The organism is uncultured Fluviicola sp. (assembly GCF_902168135.1).
Taxonomy (GTDB): Bacteria; Bacteroidota; Bacteroidia; order Flavobacteriales_D; family Crocinitomicaceae; genus Fluviicola.
On record NZ_CABHOL010000021.1, the window covers coordinates 15,007 to 35,738 of the forward strand.

Below are 20,732 nucleotides of genomic sequence, written 5' to 3' on the forward strand. Positions count from 1 at the left end.
TCCAAACACCTCCATATTTATCAATAAAGATTACAATCCCATCATTGTGAGCGTAATCCTTCGCCGCTATTGGTGGTGGGTATTGCTATTGATACTTTTTTTCCTTTGCATTGCATTTGTTTACCTGAGATATACCAAGCCGATATATGATTCGAGTATGATCATACAATTGGTGGAAAAAGACCAGGCTAAGGAATTACTCGAAATCGATAATATCAATAAGAACGATGACATTTCATCCGAAATAGAATTACTCCGGTCACAATTGCTTTTCGAAATGGCTATTTCAAAAATGAATATGAACGTTTCGATCTTTGCGGAAGGGAAAATCCTTACCGAAGAAAAATACCATCAGAGTACGTTCACCATTCTTCCGTATGCGCTTCGCGACAGCAGTTTGTGTGATGTTCCGGTTGAAGTGGAAACGATCGACAATCACCGGGTGAAGCTCAGCTATATGGCAAATGGGAAAATGTATTCAAAAACTTCCGATATCAATAAAACCATCCGTACCAAACATTTTGACATCGCATTCAAAGTAGAGAACTGGGACGTACTAAAGCAGGATGATGAGGCAAACAGGCTTTATTTCATTTTCAATAACCAAAAATCACTTACTTCCCGCCTGATAGCAAACCTGGAGGTGAATCCGGTTGATGTGAATGCTAAGACGATTGAACTCCGGTATAGTGGAAATAATCCGGATATGTGCAAAGATATCATTCAATCCGTAGCCACTACTTTCTTCAATTTCGATGAGGAAATGAAGCGAAAGAGTGCCGATAACATCCTTTCATTTATCCAACTGCAATTAGACTCCATTTCAGAAGAATTAAAAGATTCCAAAGACAGTCTCACTGATTTCCAGCGGAAAACGGGTTTAACGGACCCTGAAAACTCGGGGAGTTCCCTTTCTGAAAATATGGACAAATTCCAGGACATGCTTTTCGAACTGGAAAATGAACTTGCAACGCTGAAAATGGTGAATTCCAAATTAAAATCGGAACCCAACCGCCTGGATATTTACAGGCTTATTCCCGAAATGCTGGGAAAAAGTTTCGAGCAGTCACTAACAAAACAAATCTCGGACCTGAATACTTTATTGGAACGTAAGGAAGAATTGCTGACCAATGTCTCCGAAAATAACTCGGAACTTAAAATCCTGAACTCACGAATTCAGTCGAAGGTTCAATCAATCCGCAGAAGCGTGGAAGTTATCCAGGAGCGCATTCGTTCACAGGTAAATACGATCAATGGGAAAATCGGAGCGATAGAAGGTGAATACCTGAAGCTTCCTCAAAAGAAAATGGAATACAACCGTTTAAAATCGCTCCGGGACCTGAATGAAAAATACTATACGCTTTTAACTGAGAAAAAAGTCATGTATTCCATTTCCAACGCCGGGTATACTTCCAGCAACCGGGTACTGAACGATGCTTCTTTAAATACCGACCCGGTTAGTCCGAACAGAAAACTCGTTTATGCCAGCTTCACATTCATCGGATTTATCTTCGGATTTGCCTTGTTGTTCTTCAAGTACATTACCTTCAATGAGATCAATACGATCGAAGATTTGAAACAGCTGCTTCCCGACAAAATAACGATCCTTGGGAATATTCCGCAGTTAAAGGAAAACTCAGAGTTCAGCCAGTTGATGATCCACAACAGCCCGAAATCCATTTTGGCGGAATCGATGCGAAATATTCGTACGAACCTCAGTTTTGTAAATTCGAACGCCCGGGTAATTGCCATTTCCTCTTCGATCTCCGGAGAAGGAAAAACATTTGTAGCTCTCAACCTGGCTGGAATTATTGCACTTTCAGGTAAGAAAACCATTGTTATCGACCTGGATCTCAGAAAACCAAAAGTCCATTTGGGACTGAACGTGGCAAATGACAAAGGGATCAGCAACCTGATCATCAAGCAGGCTGTATTGGAAGAATGTATCCGTCAGTCGGAAATTGAGAACCTCGACTTTATCAGTGCGGGGCCAATTCCTCCGAATCCGTCCGAGCTAATATTAAGCGATTCATTCTTTGAGATCCTGGAAGCCTTGAAATCAAGATACGATGTCGTAATTATTGACAATCCACCGGTTGGTTTGGTTACGGATGGCGTACAGATACTGGCTAAGTCAGATGTTCCGATCTATATATTCAAAGCGCATTATTCAAAGCGTATCTTTGCAGGACGGGTACGTGAATTGTTTGAGATGAACCAGATAACACATTTGAATATCATCCTGAATGGTACGAAAGCATTTAAGGGGAAATATGGTTATGGATATGGTTATGGCTACGGCTATGGGCATGGCTATTATGAGGAAGAGGATAAGAAAAAGAAGAAGAATCAGTGATAGCTGATGAAGACTGAGGCTCCGTCCCACAAGACGGAAAAGCCGATGGAAGCGATAGTCTGCCGCAGCAGAAAGACTGAAGCTCCTTCCGTCAACTGACGGAAGGATAAGCTGAAGGAAAAGAAGAATTAAAATTTGAAAATTAAATGGAATTTAAACGTACAGCCATTGCTGATGTAATACTTATACAACCCACTATTTTTGGAGATGACAGGGGATATTTCTTTGAGTCCTTCCATCAGAAGAAATTCAATGATTTTATCGGTTCTGAAATTTCTTTCGTGCAGGACAATGAATCCTTATCTTCTAAAGGTGTATTGCGCGGTCTGCATTTCCAGGCACCGCCGCATGCACAGGGAAAATTGGTCCGGGTTGTGAAAGGAAGTGTGCTGGACGTTGCTTTGGACATTCGGAAAAGCTCTCCGACTTACGGACAACATGTTTCGTTTGTTTTAAGTGAGCAGAACAAAACACAGGCATACATTCCGGAAGGATTTGCGCACGGTTTTGTGACCCTGGAGGATCATACGATTTTTCAATACAAATGCACCAATTGGTACAATCCTTCCAGTGAAGGAAGCATCCTTTGGAATGATCCTGCGTTAACGATCCAATGGGAAGAACAAAACCCTATTTTATCTGCAAAAGATAAAACGGGAATCCTTCTGGCAGATTTTATTACCCCATTTGAATAGCTTAAGAATGACAGTTGAAATAATTTTGGCATGTATTGGGTTCCTGGTTATGGGAATCGTTATGAGCTATGTCTCAAATGGAATACTTTTGCGCTTTTCTCAAAGTCTCGGGATACGCAACAAGAATGATGTTACTGTACGCTGGGCCAATGAGTCGAAGCCCTCTCTGGGCGGGATCGGTTTTTTTGTTGCTTTTTTCTTCGGAACAGTCGCCTACTCCATCATTTTCAATAACGAGAATATCTTCCAGAACCACCAGTTTGTGGGGTTAATGACAGCCGGAACCATTTCGTTCATCATGGGACTCGCAGATGATGCCTACAATACCCGGCCGTTTATAAAATTGTTTGTGCAGATTTTTTGCGGAGCAATCTTCGTTTACACCAACAATACAATCGAATTGACAGAAATCAGCTGGGTAAATGCGCTGATCACCATTACCTGGGTTGTAGGAATGATGAACTCCCTGAACATGCTCGATAACATGGATGGGATTACAGGAACCACTTCCCTTTTCATACTGCTTTCCTGTTTAGCAAGCAATGTCATTTTGTTCGATTGGAACATGAATATCTGGACATTAACCATGCTTATTCAGATCGGTGCGATAATCGGTTTTTTGGGATACAACATTTATCCTTCCAAGTTGTTCATGGGTGATGCTGGAAGCCAGTTTATCGGTTTGTTTGTTGCCTTCTTTTCCATCCACGAATTGTGGAATATCGGGAATCATACGCAGTTGAATCCTTTAACGGGAGGTGCTATTACATTAATTGCTTTCACCGCTGCTATTTCCGACACGCTGACAGTGGTAATCAACCGCCTTCGGAAAGGAAAATCCCCGATGGTCGGAGGAAAAGACCATACCACCCATCACCTGGTTTATTCCGGGTTGAACGACCGGCAGGTTTGGCTCGTTTTCATGGGAATCGGTCTAATGGCTACTTTGGTGACTGTTCTCGCAGTTGTGTTTGCAAAAATGGGCAATCCATGGATGGCATTCTTCCTCACAGTCTACTTTTTTGCCGTGTTTTTTGTTCTCTACCGTAACACGCTTATTCACAAGAAGTAGCTTCCCGTTTTTTTTGAGAATTCTGAAGAGATTCTTATCTCAAACTCGCATTAGAATATGTAATTTTGTACTGCTTTAATCGCATTACATGAAATACATTTTCCTTTTCTTATCACTGGTTCTACTGGCTTCCTGTCAGAGTGAAGCTGCTAAAGAGCAAAAAAAAGAAGCCAGGCACCAGGAAGTAGTTGCTGCGTCAGCTGTTGTTTTCCCGGATTTGCCACAAAGCATGGAATTTGCCGGAACGAAAATCGACCTGCGCGACGAGGACCTGCGTGAACGTTTGGACCGTGAAGTACTTATGACAGCCTACTATCAAAGTGCATGGATAGGTGCAATTAAAAGAGCGAACCGCTATTTCCCGGAAATAGAACGCATTTTGAAAGAAGAAGGAGTTCCCAATGATTTCAAGTACCTGGCAATTATTGAAAGTAACCTGCAGCAAGCGATTTCGCCGGTTGGCGCACAGGGATTCTGGCAATTTATGCCTGCAACAGCCAAATTGTACAATCTACAGATCAACGATGAAATTGATGAACGCCTGAATATCGAAAAAAGCACACACGCGGCTTGTCAGTACCTGAAAGATGCACACAACACACTCAATGACTGGGTTATGACAACCGCATCTTACAACCGTGGAGTAGGCGGTGTGATCGAGGACATGGAATGGCAGAAAACCGATCATTATTTCGACACCTACCAAAATAGCGAAACAGGAAGGTACGTTTTCCGGCTTTTAGCTACCAAATTGATTTATGAGAACCCGGAAGCTTACGGATTTTACCCGGATAAAATGGAGTTGTACGAACCATTCCGCGTGCAGAAAGTAATAGTAGAAGAAAGTATTCCGAACCTGGCACTTTGGGCAAATGAACAGGGTTTTAATATTAAAATTCTTCGTAAATTAAATCCCTGGTTGAAAACAACCAAACTGACCGTAAAAGGAGGAAAAAAATTCACCCTTCTTTTGCCGGCAGCATCCGAAAATCTGAAACCATATAATGCGTATAAGTAATAACGTCTATATGAAAGGTAATGATTTGAAATTTTCTGCAATAACCAAAGCAAGTTCAACCGTTGAAAGGTTCAAGCTTTATTGAACTTTTGAACCTTTTCAACCATTTGAACCACCTGGATGAATTGATATTAAACAAAAGATTACACATATTCTGACATGAGTCTTGACGAACAAACAAAAACAATTGAAGTTTACGGAGCGAGGGAACACAATTTAAAAGATATTCATTTAGAGATTCCAAGAGATAAACTCGTAGTTTTTACGGGTTTGAGCGGAAGCGGGAAATCTTCATTGGCATTTGATACCATTTTCGCGGAAGGACAGCGAAGATATATCGAAACATTTTCGTCTTACGCCAGGCAATTCCTGGGAGGAATGGAGCGTCCGGATGTGGACAAGATCAACGGCCTGAGCCCGGTAATTTCCATCGAACAAAAAACGGTTTCGAGAAGTCCGAGATCTACCGTTGGAACTATTACCGAGATCTACGATTTCATGCGCTTACTTTATGCGCGTATCGGAACGGCTTATTCCTATGAAACGGGTGAACATATGGTCAAATATTCCGACGATCAAATCACAGATCTGATCATTGAGCAGTTTGACGGAAAGAAAGTCCTGATCCTTGCACCGAAGATCAAAGGAAGAAAAGGTCATTACCGCGAATTGTTCGAACAAATCGGGAAAATGGGCTATTCCAAGGTGCGTATAGACGGCGAGATTCAGGAGATTACAAAAGGAATGCGCCTGGACCGATACAAAATACACGATATTGAAATTGTGATTGACCGCATCCAGGTGAAATCGGACGACCGCAAGCGTTTATACGATTCGATCACAACGGCCATGAAGCATGGTGGGAAGAGCATGATGATCCAGGATTTTGAGACAAACCAGGTACGTCACTTTTCACGTTTGTTAATGTGTCCGACGACAGGGATTTCCTACCCGGAGCCGGAACCGAACTTATTCTCCTTTAACTCTCCTTACGGTGCCTGCCCTACTTGTGTCGGATTAGGAGAAATTTCAGAGATTGACCGTGAAAAAGTAATTCCGGACCCGAAACTGAGTATCAAAAAAGGTGGCCTTGCCCCGATCGGTGAATATAAGAGAAACTGGTTTTTTGACCGCATTGAAGCTTTTTTACAACAGGAAGGCTATACCATCAACACACCGATTTCGGATCTTCCGGACGATTTGGTACACGTTATCCTGAATGGGAACGAAGGCCTGGAACAAAGTGGTAAAGAAGCTGCAATCCAATTTGAAGGACTTGGAAACTTCATGGCACGACATGCCGAAGAAAGTACGGCCGGAATCCAGCGCTGGGCACAAAGTTTCATGAACAAGATCATCTGTCCGGAATGTCATGGTGCACGCTTGAAAAAAGAAGCACTTCATTTCAAAGTGAATGAAAAAACACTCGGAGAAGTTGCCACACTGGATATCCAGGAATTGGCACTTTGGCTGGAAAATATCGAAGATTCATTGAACAGCGAACAACAGGTAATCGGAACCGAAATCCTGAAAGAGATCCGTGCCCGCGTGCGGTTCATCCTGGAAGTCGGACTGGAATATTTAACTCTGCATCGGTCTGCAAGAAGTTTGTCTGGAGGAGAAGCACAACGTATCCGTTTAGCAACCCAGATCGGGTCAGAACTGATGAACGTTTTGTACATCCTGGATGAACCGAGCATCGGTTTGCATCAAAGAGACAATACACGATTGATCAACTCCCTGAAACGATTAAGAGACGGAGGAAATTCGGTGATTGTTGTGGAACACGATCGCGAGATGATGGAAGCTGCGGATTTCGTGGTGGACATTGGTCCGGGAGCCGGAGTTCACGGCGGGGAAATCGTTAATGCCGCTCCGTTTAATGAACTGGTTTCAACCGATTCCATCACAACCAAGTATTTGAATGGTGAGCTGGAAATTGAAATTCCGAAAAAACGCCGCAAAGGGAACGGAAAAAAGCTAGTTCTCAAAGGTGCAAGCGGTAATAACCTGAAAAATGTTGACCTGACGATTCCATTAGGGACGTTGACATGTGTAACCGGAGTTTCAGGCAGCGGAAAATCTACGTTGATCAATCACACGCTCTATCCGATTCTGAACGCTCACATTTACAACGGCGTGAAGAAACCAATGCCTTACAAGAAAATTGAAGGATTGGAATTCCTGGATAAGGTAATCGAGATCGATCAAAGTCCGATCGGGAGAACACCACGAAGCAATCCGGCAACCTATACGAATGTGTTTACGGAAATTCGTTCCTTGTTCGCAGCACTTCCTGAAGCACAAATCCGTGGGTATAAAGCAGGAAGATTCTCTTTCAACGTAGCTGGAGGACGCTGTGATACCTGTGGCGGCGGAGGTCTGAAAGTCATTGAGATGAATTTCCTGCCGGATGTCTATGTAGAATGCGAAACTTGTAACGGGAAACGCTACAACCGCGAAACACTGGAAGTACGTTACAAAGGGAAATCAATCAACGATGTTCTGGAAATGACCATCGAAGATGCGGTGGTATTCTTTGAAAATGTGCCGAAAATCCACCGTGTACTGGAAACACTAAACTCTGTTGGTCTGGGATACATCAAACTTGGTCAGCCATCTACAACAGTAAGCGGTGGTGAAGCGCAACGTATCAAACTGGCAGGAGAGCTCACCAAACGCGGAACAGGAAATACCATTTACATCCTGGATGAACCGAGCACCGGATTGCATTTTGAAGATATCCGCATGCTGATCGAAGTATTGCAGCGCCTGGTAGACGATGGAAACACGGTATTGGTCATCGAACACAACCTCGACATCGTGAAAGTAGCCGATCACATCATTGATGTGGGTCCGGAAGGTGGAAGAGGCGGCGGAAACATTGTCTGCACCGGAACACCGGAAGAAATCATTAAGAAGCATACCGAAATTTCCCACACTGCAAAATACCTGAAAATGGAAATGGAGCACATGGAGAAACTGAGGAAACAATTGAAAAAATAAAAAAACAGGAAATATATCCCAAAAAGAAGCCCTCGGACTACTAGTATCCGAGGGCTTCTCTACTACAACTTAACCTAACTAACTCTTGCGTAAGAGCTTCTTTCGAGCAAGGCCTGTTTTTACGATGTAAACCAAGCTTTTTACTCATTATCTTTTCATTGATTGCATCGTGGCAAATCAAGTCATCTGCGTGCTTTAACCTATTTTTATAGTATCTGAAATGAAATATAGTGCATTCAAGATACCCTTGCAAGGGTATGGCTGAAACCCGCCATTGAACAGAAATCAAGCTAAAACGATTTAAACCCCCTAAAACACTGAATTTCAGGTGATTTTTATTAACGTATCAATCATGTTTAATGTGTTTAAAATTCACATCATATAATAAATACTGTTTAATAATTAACATCTGTTTGTGTTAAAAATGCTGCATGCTTTATGAATTCTTCCTAAAACGAGTGAAACCAAATCATTTAAAAAGCCCAATCCAACGACCAAATTCATACATATTTATTCGCGAATTGATCCCGGAGGTAATCTGTCACGGAAAACAGAAACCCCTTCGAACAACATTCGAAGGGGTTTTTTCGTGAAACATAATCGCTTGTTATTTCACACTTTTAAATCTTAACCACTAAAAATTCAGTTCTGCGGTTCACGGCATGCTGTGTTTCCGTGTACTTCGGTTGTTTCTTTGGTCCTTCACAGGTACAACCGTTCAATATTTTGGATTCACCATATCCTTTCCCGGAAATTCTCCATGGATCTTTGATGCGGGATTTGATATACTCAGCCGAAGCATCTGCTCGTTTTTGGGAAAGTTCCAGATTTTTCGAAGCCGTTCCCCGGCAATCTGTATGGGCCCCCAACTCAACCACCATGGTAGGGAACTCGTTCATGATTGCTACAATCTTATCCAATTCAACGGCCGCATCCGGGCGTATATTGAATTTCGCCAAATCAAAATAAATCGGTTTCAGATCAATGGCTTTTGCAAGATCAGTCCCTACTTCCATTTTCTCAATGGATAAGTTCAGATCTTTTGAAACATCATAAACTCCGGGCACAGTCAACTCTTTGTTGTAAGTCGTTCCTTTAGGTAAATATCCTTTCTTCTCCAGGCGGATATTATAGGAAACCCGATCGTTCAGCTTCTTGTCGTAAATCGGGCGTTTGATCTGACCATCCTTATTGGTATAGAAGACTCCTTCCTCTTTCCCTGTCATGTTATTGATCAGCGTCACTTTCACACTATCCAGTACAGCACTCGATTTTTTGTCCAGTACTTTTACCAGAATCATGAACCCCGGATCTTTTTCCAACACCAGATCGGCAGGAAGGTTCTCCGGGGATTCATCCGTGACTACCACTTTTTCACTCGACTCAAAATAATCTTTCTTTGATCCGTCTATCAGGAAAGCTCCCGTTTCCGAAGTTTCATAAGTAGCTTCCGCATCGGCGTCGGTTGTCAATGTTGCCAGTTCTTTTCCGTTTTGATCCTTTACTTTGATCAGCACACCTGGCAGCCTGTTTCCTTTTTCATCTTTGGCTAAAACACGAATATTACGTGCAAAGGCAAAAGGTTTTTCCATCGTAAAAGTATACAGGTCATCATTCCCTTTACCTCCTGCCCTGTTTGAAGAAATCATCCCGGTTACACCATCTTTATTCATCCAAACCGAAAAATCATCTCCCGGGGAGTTAAAAGGTGCACCCACATTCCGGATTTGTCTCAAATCGTCATCCTTGTACTGGCAAATAAATACGTCCAATCCTCCATATCCGGGATAACCTTCCGAAGAGAAAAAGAAAACTCCGGATTCGTGGAAGAACGGAAACATGTCATCACTGCTGGTGTTGATGGAAGCCATATTTTCCGGAATAGACCAGGTCCCATTCTCCCAATGTGAACGGTAAATGTCTACTCCGCCTTTTCCTCCCGGCATATCAGAAGCAAAGAATAGGGTTTTCCCATCCGGGGAGAGCGTTGCATGTCCCACACTATAATCATTGCTGTTAAATACAATCGGCTCCGGTTCGGACCAGGTTTCTCCTACCAGGTTGGAAACAAATAAAGAAAAATGGCGTGTTCCGTCGATTGCTTTCTCCTCGTAATTATTCCGGGTAATATATGCCTGCTTTCCATCCGGGGAAAATGCTACCGGGCCCTCGTGGTACTTCTTGTTGACCTTTTTGCTCGGGATAGGCTGGATATTGGTTATTTCATTAGTCGAAGGATTGATGTCTGCTACATACAAATCAAGGAAAGAAAGCCTGTTTCCAAGCCATTTGCGGATCACTACTTCATTTTTTTTCCTGGAAGAAGTAAACAGCAGCTTCCCATTATAGATAACCGGGCCGAAATCCTCCTGCTCCGTATTAAACGGGGCGTTTTGAATCTTAATGGTAGCGGCCTGGGCGGCGTATTTCGACAGTGATTCATTCAATAATTTGAAGCGTTCCATTTCACTGTCTTTTGGGTCCAATTGAGAATAGATCTTTAATTGATCTTCTGCCTCCACATATTTTTGGCACTTCATCAATGCCCGGGCATATTCAAGGTGATCGTTCGCAATCCTGTCCGGACGCTTGCAAATAGTAGCATAACAAGCTTCTGCATTGGGATAATTCCCAATCATATCATAGCCATGAGCCAATTTACGAAGTACGCCGGCATCTTTATCTTTCACCTTTTCAAGCGAATTAACCGATGCAAAATAATCGTACTCATTCAATTGGTTCGTACCGATAATTTCGTGTTTTTCCTGTGCTGAAACCCATCCGATCAGGATGCACGAAACAGCAAATAGCAATGTTCTTTTCATATCAGAAGTATCTTGGTGATTTAATTTTACCATCATTGTTAAAGAGCAGGTCATAGCGAAGCATCAACTCGTGGCTTCCTCCGTTAAATTTTCCCGTTCGCACTCCGGTCGACCAATCAAAGGAATAACCGAAAAGAAGCTGTTTGGAAATATGAACCCCGGCCAATGCGCCTACGCCATCCCCGCTTCGATACATAATTCCGAGATCTACGACTTCTCTCAACAGAAAGGTCCCGGTAACATCTATCTGGAAAGGTGCATTTTGCACAAGTTTCCCTAACATGGTCGGCTTGAATTTCACAGAGGGCGAAATCGTAAACACTGCTCCTGCAATGAAATAATAGTGTCTTCTTTCCTTGGAAATATCTACCACATTGCTGTTTCCAGTTGCAAAGAGGTTGTTTTCCAGGATAGACGGAACAGATGCTCCTACGTAAAAATTAGGCAGCTGGAAATAGATTCCCGCTCCCAAAGCAGGGAGCATTTTTCCTCTTCTGTTTTCCAGGAAGGCCGCATCAGAAGGATCTGCTAATGTCAAATTATTGACTTCAGCCGAAAAACTGTTGAATCCCCCGTTAACACCGAAGCACAACCGTGCTTTTTCAGAAAGTTTCAGTCGGTAGGCGAAATCTACGTTCACTGCCGTATTGTTCGTTGGCCCGATCTTATCATTCACAATACTTAGTCCCAAACCGATATTCTTTTTGGCAACCGGCGTGTGGACTGTGAATGTTTGCGTGGTCGGTGCACCTTTAAACCCAACCCATTGGAATCTGCCCAATGCAGTGAATGTAAGCGCGTCCCTGCTTCCTGCATAGGCAGGATTTATGGCCAGGGTATTGTACATGTAATGTGTATACGCCGCCTGTTGCTGTGCATGGAGTTGATTTATCCCTAAAACAATCAATGCGAATATGATCAATCTATTTTTCATGGCTATCTTGTTATGTAGATGTAACCTTTAACTATTTTGTCTTGTCCGATTCCCAAATCAAGGATGTAGAAGTAAGTTCCCTCCGGCAGCACATCATTTCCAACTGCCATTTTACCCTGCATGGTTCCGTCCCAGTCATTCTTGTAAGGCGCTGCCTTGTAAACCTCAACTCCCCAGCGATTAAATACTTTCAATTCGTTTTCCGGGAAATTATCCAGGTTCGGTATGACGAGTGTTTCATTGGATCCGTCGCCATTCGGAGAGAATCCTTCCGGAACATCAATACTTTCAACTCCTGTTCCGCCACCGTTACAAGCAGCTGAATTCGGAAGCGGATCACACGGATCAAGCGGATCGGAAGTTCCTGTTGGAACATACGGTGTAGAAGGGTCATCCGTTCCATATACTTCTTCTCCGTCATTTACACCGTCACCATCCGTGTCCGGGTCGTTTGGATTTGTTCCGTTCGTAGCTTCATCGTCATCCGAGACTCCATCACCGTCACCGTCACAAGCAGGGCTGGTTGGCAGTGGATCACACGGATCAAGCGGATCGGAAGTTCCCGTTGGAACATAAGGTGTAGAAGGGTTATCCGTTCCATACACTTCTTCTCCGTCCAGTACTCCATCACCGTCGGTATCCGGGTTATTCGGATTCGTACCATTGGTAGCTTCATCCCCATCAGAAACTCCGTCACCATCACCGTCACAAGCAGGACTGGTTGGCAGCGGATCACACGGATCAAGCGGATTAGAAGTTCCGGTTGGAACATAAGGTGTAGAAGGATCATCCACTCCAAGAACTTCTTCTCCGTCCAAAACTCCGTCACCATCGGTATCCGGGTTGTTAGGGTTTGTTCCGGTTGTTGCTTCTTCTCCATTCGACAAACCATCCCCGTCCATGTCGCATGAGATGCTCATCATATTCGGATCGCATGGGTCAAGCGGATCAGTACCATTCGTGACTTCATAACCATCATTAAATCCGTCGCCATCGGTATCCGGGTTATTCGGATCAGTTCCGTTCGTAGCTTCATCACCGTTATTTAAGCCGTCACCGTCCGTATCACAAGCAAGACTTGTATTGATCGGATCACAGGCATCCAGCGGATCTGAAGTACCTGTTGGAACGTAAGGGGTGGAAGGATCATCTGTCCCGAGAACCTCTTCTCCGTCCAATACTCCATCACCATCGGTATCCGGATTGGTCGGATTCGTTCCGTTAGTAGCTTCGTCGGCATTCGTTAATCCGTCGCCATCCTGGTCACAAACCGGATTCATTGGATTCGGATCACATGGATTTAAAGGATCCGAACCGATTGTCACTTCATTTCCATCGTTGTAACCGTCACCATCAGTGTCCGGGTTATTCGGATCAGTTCCGTAATTATTCACCTCATCAAAATCAGATAATCCGTCACCATCCGAATCCAGGTTACAATCAATCATGGTCATGTTCACCGGTGCAGAAGGTTGTGAAGAACAACTTCCATTGGAAACACTTACTGTAAATGTTCCGGTATTGCTCACCCAAATGGATTGGGTAGTCGCTGAATTCGACCATAAGTATCCCGCTGCGGCAGAAGCTATCAACTCAACGGAATCACCCGCACAGAAGTTCGTCGGACCTGCTACTGTTATTGTTGGTGTTGCCGGAGTAGGATTTACTGTAACAGTAGTCGGTGTACTGGTAGCCGAACAGCCGGTAGTCGTAATTGTTACTGTATAAGAACCGGAGCCCGTTACGCTAATAGCTTGAGTTGTTTCTCCGGTTGACCACAAATAAGATCCTCCGGTAGAAGAGGTCAATGTTACCGAACCGCCCAAGCAGAACGTTGTTGGTCCGCCCGGAGTAATTGTCGGTGGTGACGGAATTGTACTCACCGTAACTGTGGTTGGTGCACTGGTTGCGCTGCAGCCACTGGTTGTTACCGTCACTGTATATGAACCCGAAGTGGAAGCAGTAATTGATTGCGTAGTTTCTCCGGTTGACCACAAATAACTTCCTCCTGCAGAAGCTGTTAAGGTAACCGAGCCACCCGCACAGAATGAAGTTGGGCCGCCTGGGGTAATTGTTGCTGTCGGAGTCGGATTTACGGTAATTATAGTCGGTGCACTGGTGGCCATACAGCTTCCACCACCCACACTTACTGTATAAGAACCGGAAGTTGAGACTGTTATTGAATTCGTTGTTTCTCCGGTTGACCAGGTATTACCTGTTGGAGCTGAAGATGTTAATGTTACCGAACCGCCCGTACAGAAAGTCGTTGGCCCGCCTGGCGCAATCGTCGGAGTTGCCGGCGGAGCAGTTACAGTAACTATTGTACCTGCACTTGTTGAACTGCACGTTCCGTTTGAAACAGTTACGGTATAGGTTCCTGATGTAGAAACAGTGATTGATTGAGTTGTTTCAGCTGTAGACCAGGTATTTCCTGTAGGAGCTGAAGAAGTCAATGTTACGGATCCGCCTGTACAGAAAGTAGTTGGTCCGTTTGTCACAATTACCGGTACACCCGGTGAAGGATTCACTGTAACAGTTGTTGGAGCCGATGCCGCAACGCACCCTGAACCATTTCCAACTGTTACGGAATAAAATCCGCCGGCAGAAACCGAAATGGACTGTGTTGTTTCACCAGTGGACCATAAATAAGTACTGGCAGCGGATGAAGTCAAAGTAACCGAACCACCCGAGCAGAAAGTCGTTGGTCCACCCGGAGTAATGATCGGAGTTGCCGGTGCACTTGGTCCCGTAAGAGTTTGTACTAAAGTATTCGAGGTACAGCCGGAAGCAAGAGTCAAAGTAATGTTGTAAGCTCCGGAACCCAAATTCGGTATCGTAGCAGGAAGTGTGACTCCCATCTGAGTACCCGAAGCAGTGCCCGACCAGGATAAATTACCAGTCGCAGCACCTGTTACCTGGATGCTTCCATCCGTTGAAGAACAAGTTGTCGGATTTGCAACAGTTCCAACAGCAATTACAGGACTCGGATTAATGACAACTGAAGTGGAATTTGCCGTTGAAGAACATCCGTTTACAATCGTTGTCACCGAATAAGAACCTGCATCTGCTGCCTGTGCATTCGGAATAATCGGGTTTTGGTCCGTACTCGAGAATGAATTTGGCCCTGTCCAGGAATAAGTGGCACCGGAAACGGTTGTCGCTGATAAATTAATGGCAGCATTCTGACAAACCGGTGTGTTACTCGATGCCGTTGCAGCGGTAGGTGTTGGATTTACAATCACATTGGTTGTCCCGGCAACTGTAGACGCACAACCACCTACCGTGATTTGGAGCGAATAAGTTCCTGCATTGCTTAAAGCTGCAGAAGCAATTGTTGGGTTTTGTACTGTAGAACTAAAACTTGCCGGTCCTGACCACTGGTAAGTTGCCCCCGAAACCAGAGGAGCAGTTAAGTTGATCGGAGCTCCCTCGCACACCGGAGAATTGCTTGAAACAGCCGGTGCAATCGGAGCCGGATTCACAACCACATTTGTGCTCCCTGCAGCAGAGCTGCATCCGGAAATCGAAACGGTGACGTCATATGTTCCCCCGCCAGCGCTTGTAATATTTGAGATCGATGGGTTTTGCAGGGTACTTGTGAAACCGTTAGGGCCGGTCCAGGAATAAGTTGCCCCCGAAACAGTCGGTGTTGTTAAATTCAAAGTAGCTCCTTCGCATAAAGGTCCGTTGCTCATGGCACTTGGGGTAGAGATCGGAGTACTTTGATTGATCGAAATTTGGTCCGAAGAAGCATGACAGCCGTCCGTGTAGATAGTCCAGGCGTATGTATTCGTTCCATTGTTCAATGCTGAAACTGTTGCATTTGCCATATTGATGTTCGAGAAAGTTCCGGCACCTGAAGTAACAGTCCAGTATCCCATACCAATAACCGGTACATTTGCTGCCATTGTATATGTTGTCCCACAACCGCTTTGGTCGTTTCCGGCATTTGCGGTGGTTGGAGTCGTATTTTGCCTCCAATCCGGAAGACCGTTTCCGTCAGCATCTTGTCTTGGGGCAAGCGTTCCCCCATTATTCGGATCGTATGCATTATCCAGTCCGTCATTGTCGGTATCAATATTCAACAAATTGAAATCAGCCACACAATTGTAATTGGCATCATTTCCTTCCAGCTGGTCCGAAAACCCGTCATTATCGGAATCCAGGTCGATATAATCCGGGTTGTCCGCACCATCTGTATTGACCGGGGTAATTGTTGTACCTCCCGTGCTGACGTCGTAAGCATTATCCAGTCCATCACCGTCAGAATCCGCTCCAGCAGGAGGAATAAATCCGGCTGAAGTTTGATATTCATACAAGTCCATAATTCCGTCATTATCGGAATCCTGGTCCTTCCAGTCTACTTTTCCATCGTTATCAAAATCCTGTGACGATGCAAGCGGAGAGCAGAATTTGATTTCACCGATTCCATAGCCCTGGTTTCCAAGACCTGCATCTACGTTATCGTATACAAAACGCACAGAATCTACCAAAACAGGAATATTTACTGTAATCGTCCCATTCAGTTCGACATTGTCCATAGCGACCAATCCCTGGAAGCGGTTACTGCCGATGAATGAATTGAAGTTTCCGCTGCCAATGGTATAATCTGCAGCTGTAAGCTGGTACAATTGACCAAAAGAGTATGCATTCACGGCAATCCGATCCTGGAATTGCCCTGCCGCAATGTCCACATCCTGTAATTTGAAAGATAAATCACTAACCGGCTGACTGAAACGCATTACCTGTATGGATTGATCAATGGCTGCAACGACATCTTGTTCGGTGTAAATCTCCAATCCGGTAACGGCTGAGAAATTTTCGGAAATATTGAAATTAACCACCCCGGCACCTGTTGTACTGCGTGTGATTACATTTGCTGTAATTCCTGAGACAGAAGGATAGTAAAGTGTCGGATCGGTCTGAGCAGTTAAAGGCAGCGTTGCAGTTGCTGTACAAGGCAGCAATTCAGCATTGTTTGCCACTCCGTCACCGTCCCAGTCAATATCGGAAACATCCGGGATACCGTCATTATCCGAATCGGTAGTCGGAACATAGTAGTAAACCCTGATACGAACCGCATCGATGTAGGAAATAACTGTTGGCAAGAGTAAGCCGGCAGCACGTGATTCAATGGCAATTGCTACTCCAAAACCATTGCTGCTTACGTCCATTCCATTTAAGGTTGTTCCCCAAAGATCCGCATTTGTACCATACGTAAATGCCGTTTCAGTAGTAGGCCAGTTAACTCCGGTATTTGCATGGTTTGTACCTGTAATCTGGTTATTTTTCAACAACCGGATATCCAAATCCCGGGTCCAGTTTGAACTAGTATTGTCAGAACTTGCCTTTCGGATTTCCACCTGTACACCGCAAATCTGGGCATTTATCGGGATGTTTAAATTGAGATTCCTGAGAACCAGGAAATTGGAGCTCCTGACTGTTCCTCCGATAAGCAGGGCTGCGTTCGACATAGTTGCGTAACTGTTGTTGTCAGTTACTGCATTTCCGGGATTGTTCCATGGATCGGTTCCTCCCGCTGCATTGTTTAAGCTAACTTGAGGATTGATATATCCGGTTGTTGTTCCCGGACATTGCGCAGTGGAATTTGCAACGAAAAGGGAACTGAACACGATGGACATAAGAATCCTAGCTCGATTCGAGTAAATAACGGTCATAATAAATAGTTTTAAGCCTATTAGCCGTTCGCACTCCTAAACGGCACGTGGTAAGATTCAGAAGATGTAAATAGTCGTAATAAGGTTATCCAACTTTATGAAAAAATTTAACACGATCCAAATTTTTAACGATTAAATTTAATGATTCGTCGATTTTTTGTGAATATAAAACGATGTTGTTAGATATTTAAATTATTGAAAATCAATTTTTTGACTGTTAAAAATAGTTTGAAAAAAATATGACTGTTTTTATTTGCGATTTACATCTCCAAAACCCTTATAAACGACCCTTCGTTCATAATTAAATAGAATTACGGACGGTATACTAGCTGAAGAGCTTTATTTTTACTGAAATAGCAATTTCGCTCACTTAAACGAATCAAATGAATGCATTACGGAAGGACTGGAACGAGATAAAAACAAATGACAGCTGGGCAATTTTCAAGATTATGTCTGAATTCGTGGAAGGCTACGAACGCATGGCACGAATCGGGCCGTGTATCTCCATTTTCGGATCAGCCAGAACTAAAGAAGATAACAAATACTACCAATTAAGTGTTGAAATCGGTGAAAAACTGGCGAAATCCGGTTATGGTGTGATAACAGGCGGCGGACCGGGAATCATGGAAGCCGGAAACAAGGGTGCACACCAGGGAGGCGGGAAGTCTGTCGGATTGAATATTGATCTGCCCTTCGAACAATTCCACAACAAATATGTAGACAGAGGAAGTCTCATGAATTTTGACTACTTCTTTGTCCGAAAAGTCATTTTTGTCAAATATTCTCAAGGTTTTGTCGTCCTTCCTGGTGGATTTGGAACCATGGATGAATTATTCGAAGCCATTACCCTGATCCAGACCAAGAAAATTACCAAACGACCGGTAGTACTTGTCGGAAGGGATTATTGGACAGGACTGGTAGAATGGGTACAGAAGGTAATGCTTGAAAAGGAGCATAACATCTCTCCGGATGACATGCGTTTCTTAACGATCGTTGATACGTCGGATGAGGCTGTAAAGTATATTGAAGATTTCTACAAAACACACGATCTGAGCCCGAACTTCTAACTGATTTTGTATCCTCCCGGGAGGACTTCTAAGAAACTATAGAATCAGCTCAAAGAACTAATAATTTTCTTAGCTGCTCCCTGGTTCCTGGCAAAGATCTGTGATAATCGTTCATTGATCTGGGCTCTCCTTCCAAGAGCTTCTTCGACTGCTTTTTCAAAGCTGAAACTGTCCTCAATGGTGTATGCTACTTCGTGGTCGAGGAACAATTGAGCCTCCGGGAATCTTGAAAATTTGGGACCGAAAAAGATTGGAATACCAAAAGCTCCGGGTTCCAGGATGTTGTGGAGTTTTCCCGTAAATCCTCCACCAATATAAGCCAAATCTGCATATTGATATGCATTGGTCAACTGACCTATTGTGTCCAGGATGAGAATGTCTTTTCCCAGGTTCAGAAAGTTTGTATAACGCTCCACATCATTGTCAAACTCCGCGGCAATTTGTTCGATATGTTTTTCCGAAATATCGTGTGGAGCGATAATAATCTTGAATTTCCGGCGCAGTTCAAACAATGCGGGCACCAGGATCTCTTCGTCAATTGTCCAGGAACTTCCGAGAATAAGTACCGGTTTCTCTTCCGCAAAGGTGCGAATGATCTCATTATCGGTACTACGTTCCTTCACAGCGATCATCCGGTCATAACGCGTATCTCCGGTTACTGTTACCTGATCTATCCCGATGCTGTTCAGCAAATCTTTTGAGCGTTGGTCCTGTGCATAAAAATGATCGAACAAACGAAGTGCTTTCCGGAAAAAACCACCGTACCATTTAAAGAAGCGGTGACCGGGTCTGAACAAACTGCTTACCCCATAAATTCCAGCCCCATTTCTTCTGGCACATTTCAAATGGTTGTACCAAAATTCGTACTTGACAAAAAACACCATCCGGGGATTAAAATGGTCAACGAATTTGCGGGCCTTAATTTTTGTGTCGAGCGGTAAATAAAGCGCCAGATCAACCCGGTGATCTCTTTTGTTGTAAAATTCCATTCCCGAAGGACTGAAAAAAGTCACAATAAGGAATGATTCGGGAAAGGCTTTTTTATAAGCATTCATAACCGGAAGTCCCTGATCGAATTCCCCCAATGAAGCGCAATGAAACCAAACAACTTGTTTATTGTCCGGAACCTTGTAGCTGCTAAGCGGAATACGCCGGCCAAGAATCCATTTTTTTGCTTTGGGATGGAACCAGGATGCAAGCCACATGACGGCATAAAAAGCCCGAATCCCAAATCCGTAGAATATTCTCATTTACTCAAAGTAATAGTCTTTCGGTTTGCGCTTGTAAACAGGAACAAACCATCCGACTTTAAATCCATATTGTAAATCTAATCTTTGTGCTTTAGAAACCGGCACATCCGGCTGATCAAAAAAGATATCTCTTCGATTATAGGTTAAACCTTCCTGGATGTAAAACCCGGCATAGAAGTTCACAAATCCCTGGTTAGCCATAAAAGCATAGCCGGCAAATTGATGAAAATTCAATCCGGTTGTGTAACGGTCGTATCCCTTGCGGTATTTTAATTCCAATGTGGGAACAACCTGGTCTTGTGTTTCAACGCGTATTTTGTGTTGCACATAACCCAATCCGGCATGAACATACAACCCTGAATTTTTATTGGGACTAAGTACCGGGAATACTTTACCAACCATGGCATTGACATTGAACCCGCGCATATTTACAACGACTATCGCCACATCTCCGTTTGCATCGTGAATATAGCCGTATGAATTGGTTATAGCTGCAAACATATCCGGGGTTTTCACCTTGTTCCCGAACATGAAATTGCCATCCAGTCCGTAAACCCAATTCCTGGAAGTTTTATATCCGGCCATTGCTCCCACATGATTAATTACCCCGAAGCGCTCTTTCAGATCTCCTCCGGGTGCATTCAATCCGTAGTGAATTGCAATCCATGGAGTCGCGATTGCGCTGTCGCGAACATTTCTCTGCCCGAATCCCAGAAAACTGAAACCGATCAAAAAAGCAATTAAAAAAGAATTTCTCATGTTTTTATAGTCACTCAAAAATAAGGAATTATCCCCGCTCTAACGTCAAATTATCGGGAAATGGGTGAATTA

Annotated in this window: 11 protein-coding genes; 6 read left to right on the plus strand and 5 right to left on the minus strand. The window is 43.8% G+C overall.

Going from position 1 to position 20,732, the window contains the following annotated elements:
- Positions 1-46 precede the first annotated feature (46 nt).
- The 5 genes from QZT69_RS07875 (at position 47) to uvrA (ending at position 8,147) form a co-directional block, all read left to right on the plus strand.
- Positions 47-2,356, plus strand: coding sequence for an exopolysaccharide transport family protein (locus QZT69_RS07875; RefSeq protein ID WP_294672710.1), 2,310 nt, complete (start codon positions 47-49; stop codon positions 2,354-2,356).
- Positions 2,357-2,502: 146 nt separating this feature from the next.
- Positions 2,503-3,051 carry a dTDP-4-dehydrorhamnose 3,5-epimerase gene (rfbC, locus tag QZT69_RS07880; protein ID WP_294672713.1) on the plus strand — a complete coding sequence of 183 codons (549 nt, stop codon included), beginning with the start codon at positions 2,503-2,505 and terminating at the stop codon, positions 3,049-3,051.
- Between the two features lie 7 nt (positions 3,052-3,058).
- Positions 3,059-4,123, plus strand: a complete 1,065-nt coding sequence (locus QZT69_RS07885; RefSeq protein WP_294672716.1) for an MraY family glycosyltransferase — start codon at positions 3,059-3,061, stop codon at positions 4,121-4,123.
- Between the two features lie 88 nt (positions 4,124-4,211).
- Complete coding sequence (locus tag QZT69_RS07890; protein WP_294672718.1) at positions 4,212-5,141, plus strand: lytic transglycosylase domain-containing protein; 930 nt, start codon at positions 4,212-4,214, stop codon at positions 5,139-5,141.
- Between the two features lie 159 nt (positions 5,142-5,300).
- A complete protein-coding gene (gene uvrA / locus QZT69_RS07895; protein WP_294672721.1) occupies positions 5,301-8,147 on the plus strand; it encodes an excinuclease ABC subunit UvrA in 2,847 nt (948 codons plus the stop codon).
- A 620-nt stretch (positions 8,148-8,767) separates the two neighbouring features.
- On the opposite strand, the gene QZT69_RS07900 is transcribed toward uvrA, so the two are convergent.
- Genes QZT69_RS07900 through QZT69_RS07910 form a run of 3 tightly spaced genes read right to left on the minus strand, consistent with a single transcriptional unit; the run spans position 8,768 to position 17,548 of the window.
- Positions 8,768-10,972, minus strand: a complete 2,205-nt coding sequence (locus QZT69_RS07900) for an OmpA family protein (protein ID WP_294672723.1) — start codon at positions 10,970-10,972, stop codon at positions 8,768-8,770.
- A gap of 1 nt (position 10,973) precedes the next feature.
- The gene (locus tag QZT69_RS07905) at positions 10,974-11,906 is read right to left on the minus strand and encodes a type IX secretion system membrane protein PorP/SprF (protein WP_294672726.1); all 933 of its coding nucleotides are present in this window, start codon (positions 11,904-11,906) and stop codon (positions 10,974-10,976) included.
- Between the two features lie 2 nt (positions 11,907-11,908).
- On the minus strand, positions 11,909-17,548 hold the full coding sequence (locus QZT69_RS07910) for a gliding motility-associated C-terminal domain-containing protein (protein ID WP_294672729.1): 5,640 nt from the start codon (positions 17,546-17,548) through the stop codon (positions 11,909-11,911).
- 419 nt (positions 17,549-17,967) lie between these two features.
- Here QZT69_RS07910 and QZT69_RS07915 point away from each other — a divergent pair, with 419 nt between their 5' ends.
- Positions 17,968-18,651, plus strand: a complete 684-nt coding sequence (locus tag QZT69_RS07915; protein ID WP_294672732.1) for a TIGR00730 family Rossman fold protein — start codon at positions 17,968-17,970, stop codon at positions 18,649-18,651.
- Between the two features lie 44 nt (positions 18,652-18,695).
- Here the strand turns inward: QZT69_RS07915 and QZT69_RS07920 are convergent, their stop codons facing one another.
- Positions 18,696-19,901, minus strand: a complete 1,206-nt coding sequence (locus tag QZT69_RS07920) for a glycosyltransferase N-terminal domain-containing protein (RefSeq protein WP_294672733.1) — start codon at positions 19,899-19,901, stop codon at positions 18,696-18,698.
- Positions 19,902-20,660: a hypothetical protein gene (locus tag QZT69_RS07925; RefSeq protein ID WP_294672736.1), complete on the minus strand. Its 759-nt coding sequence runs from the start codon at positions 20,658-20,660 to the stop codon at positions 19,902-19,904. It abuts the gene before it with no gap.
- Positions 20,661-20,732: the final 72 nt, after the last annotated feature.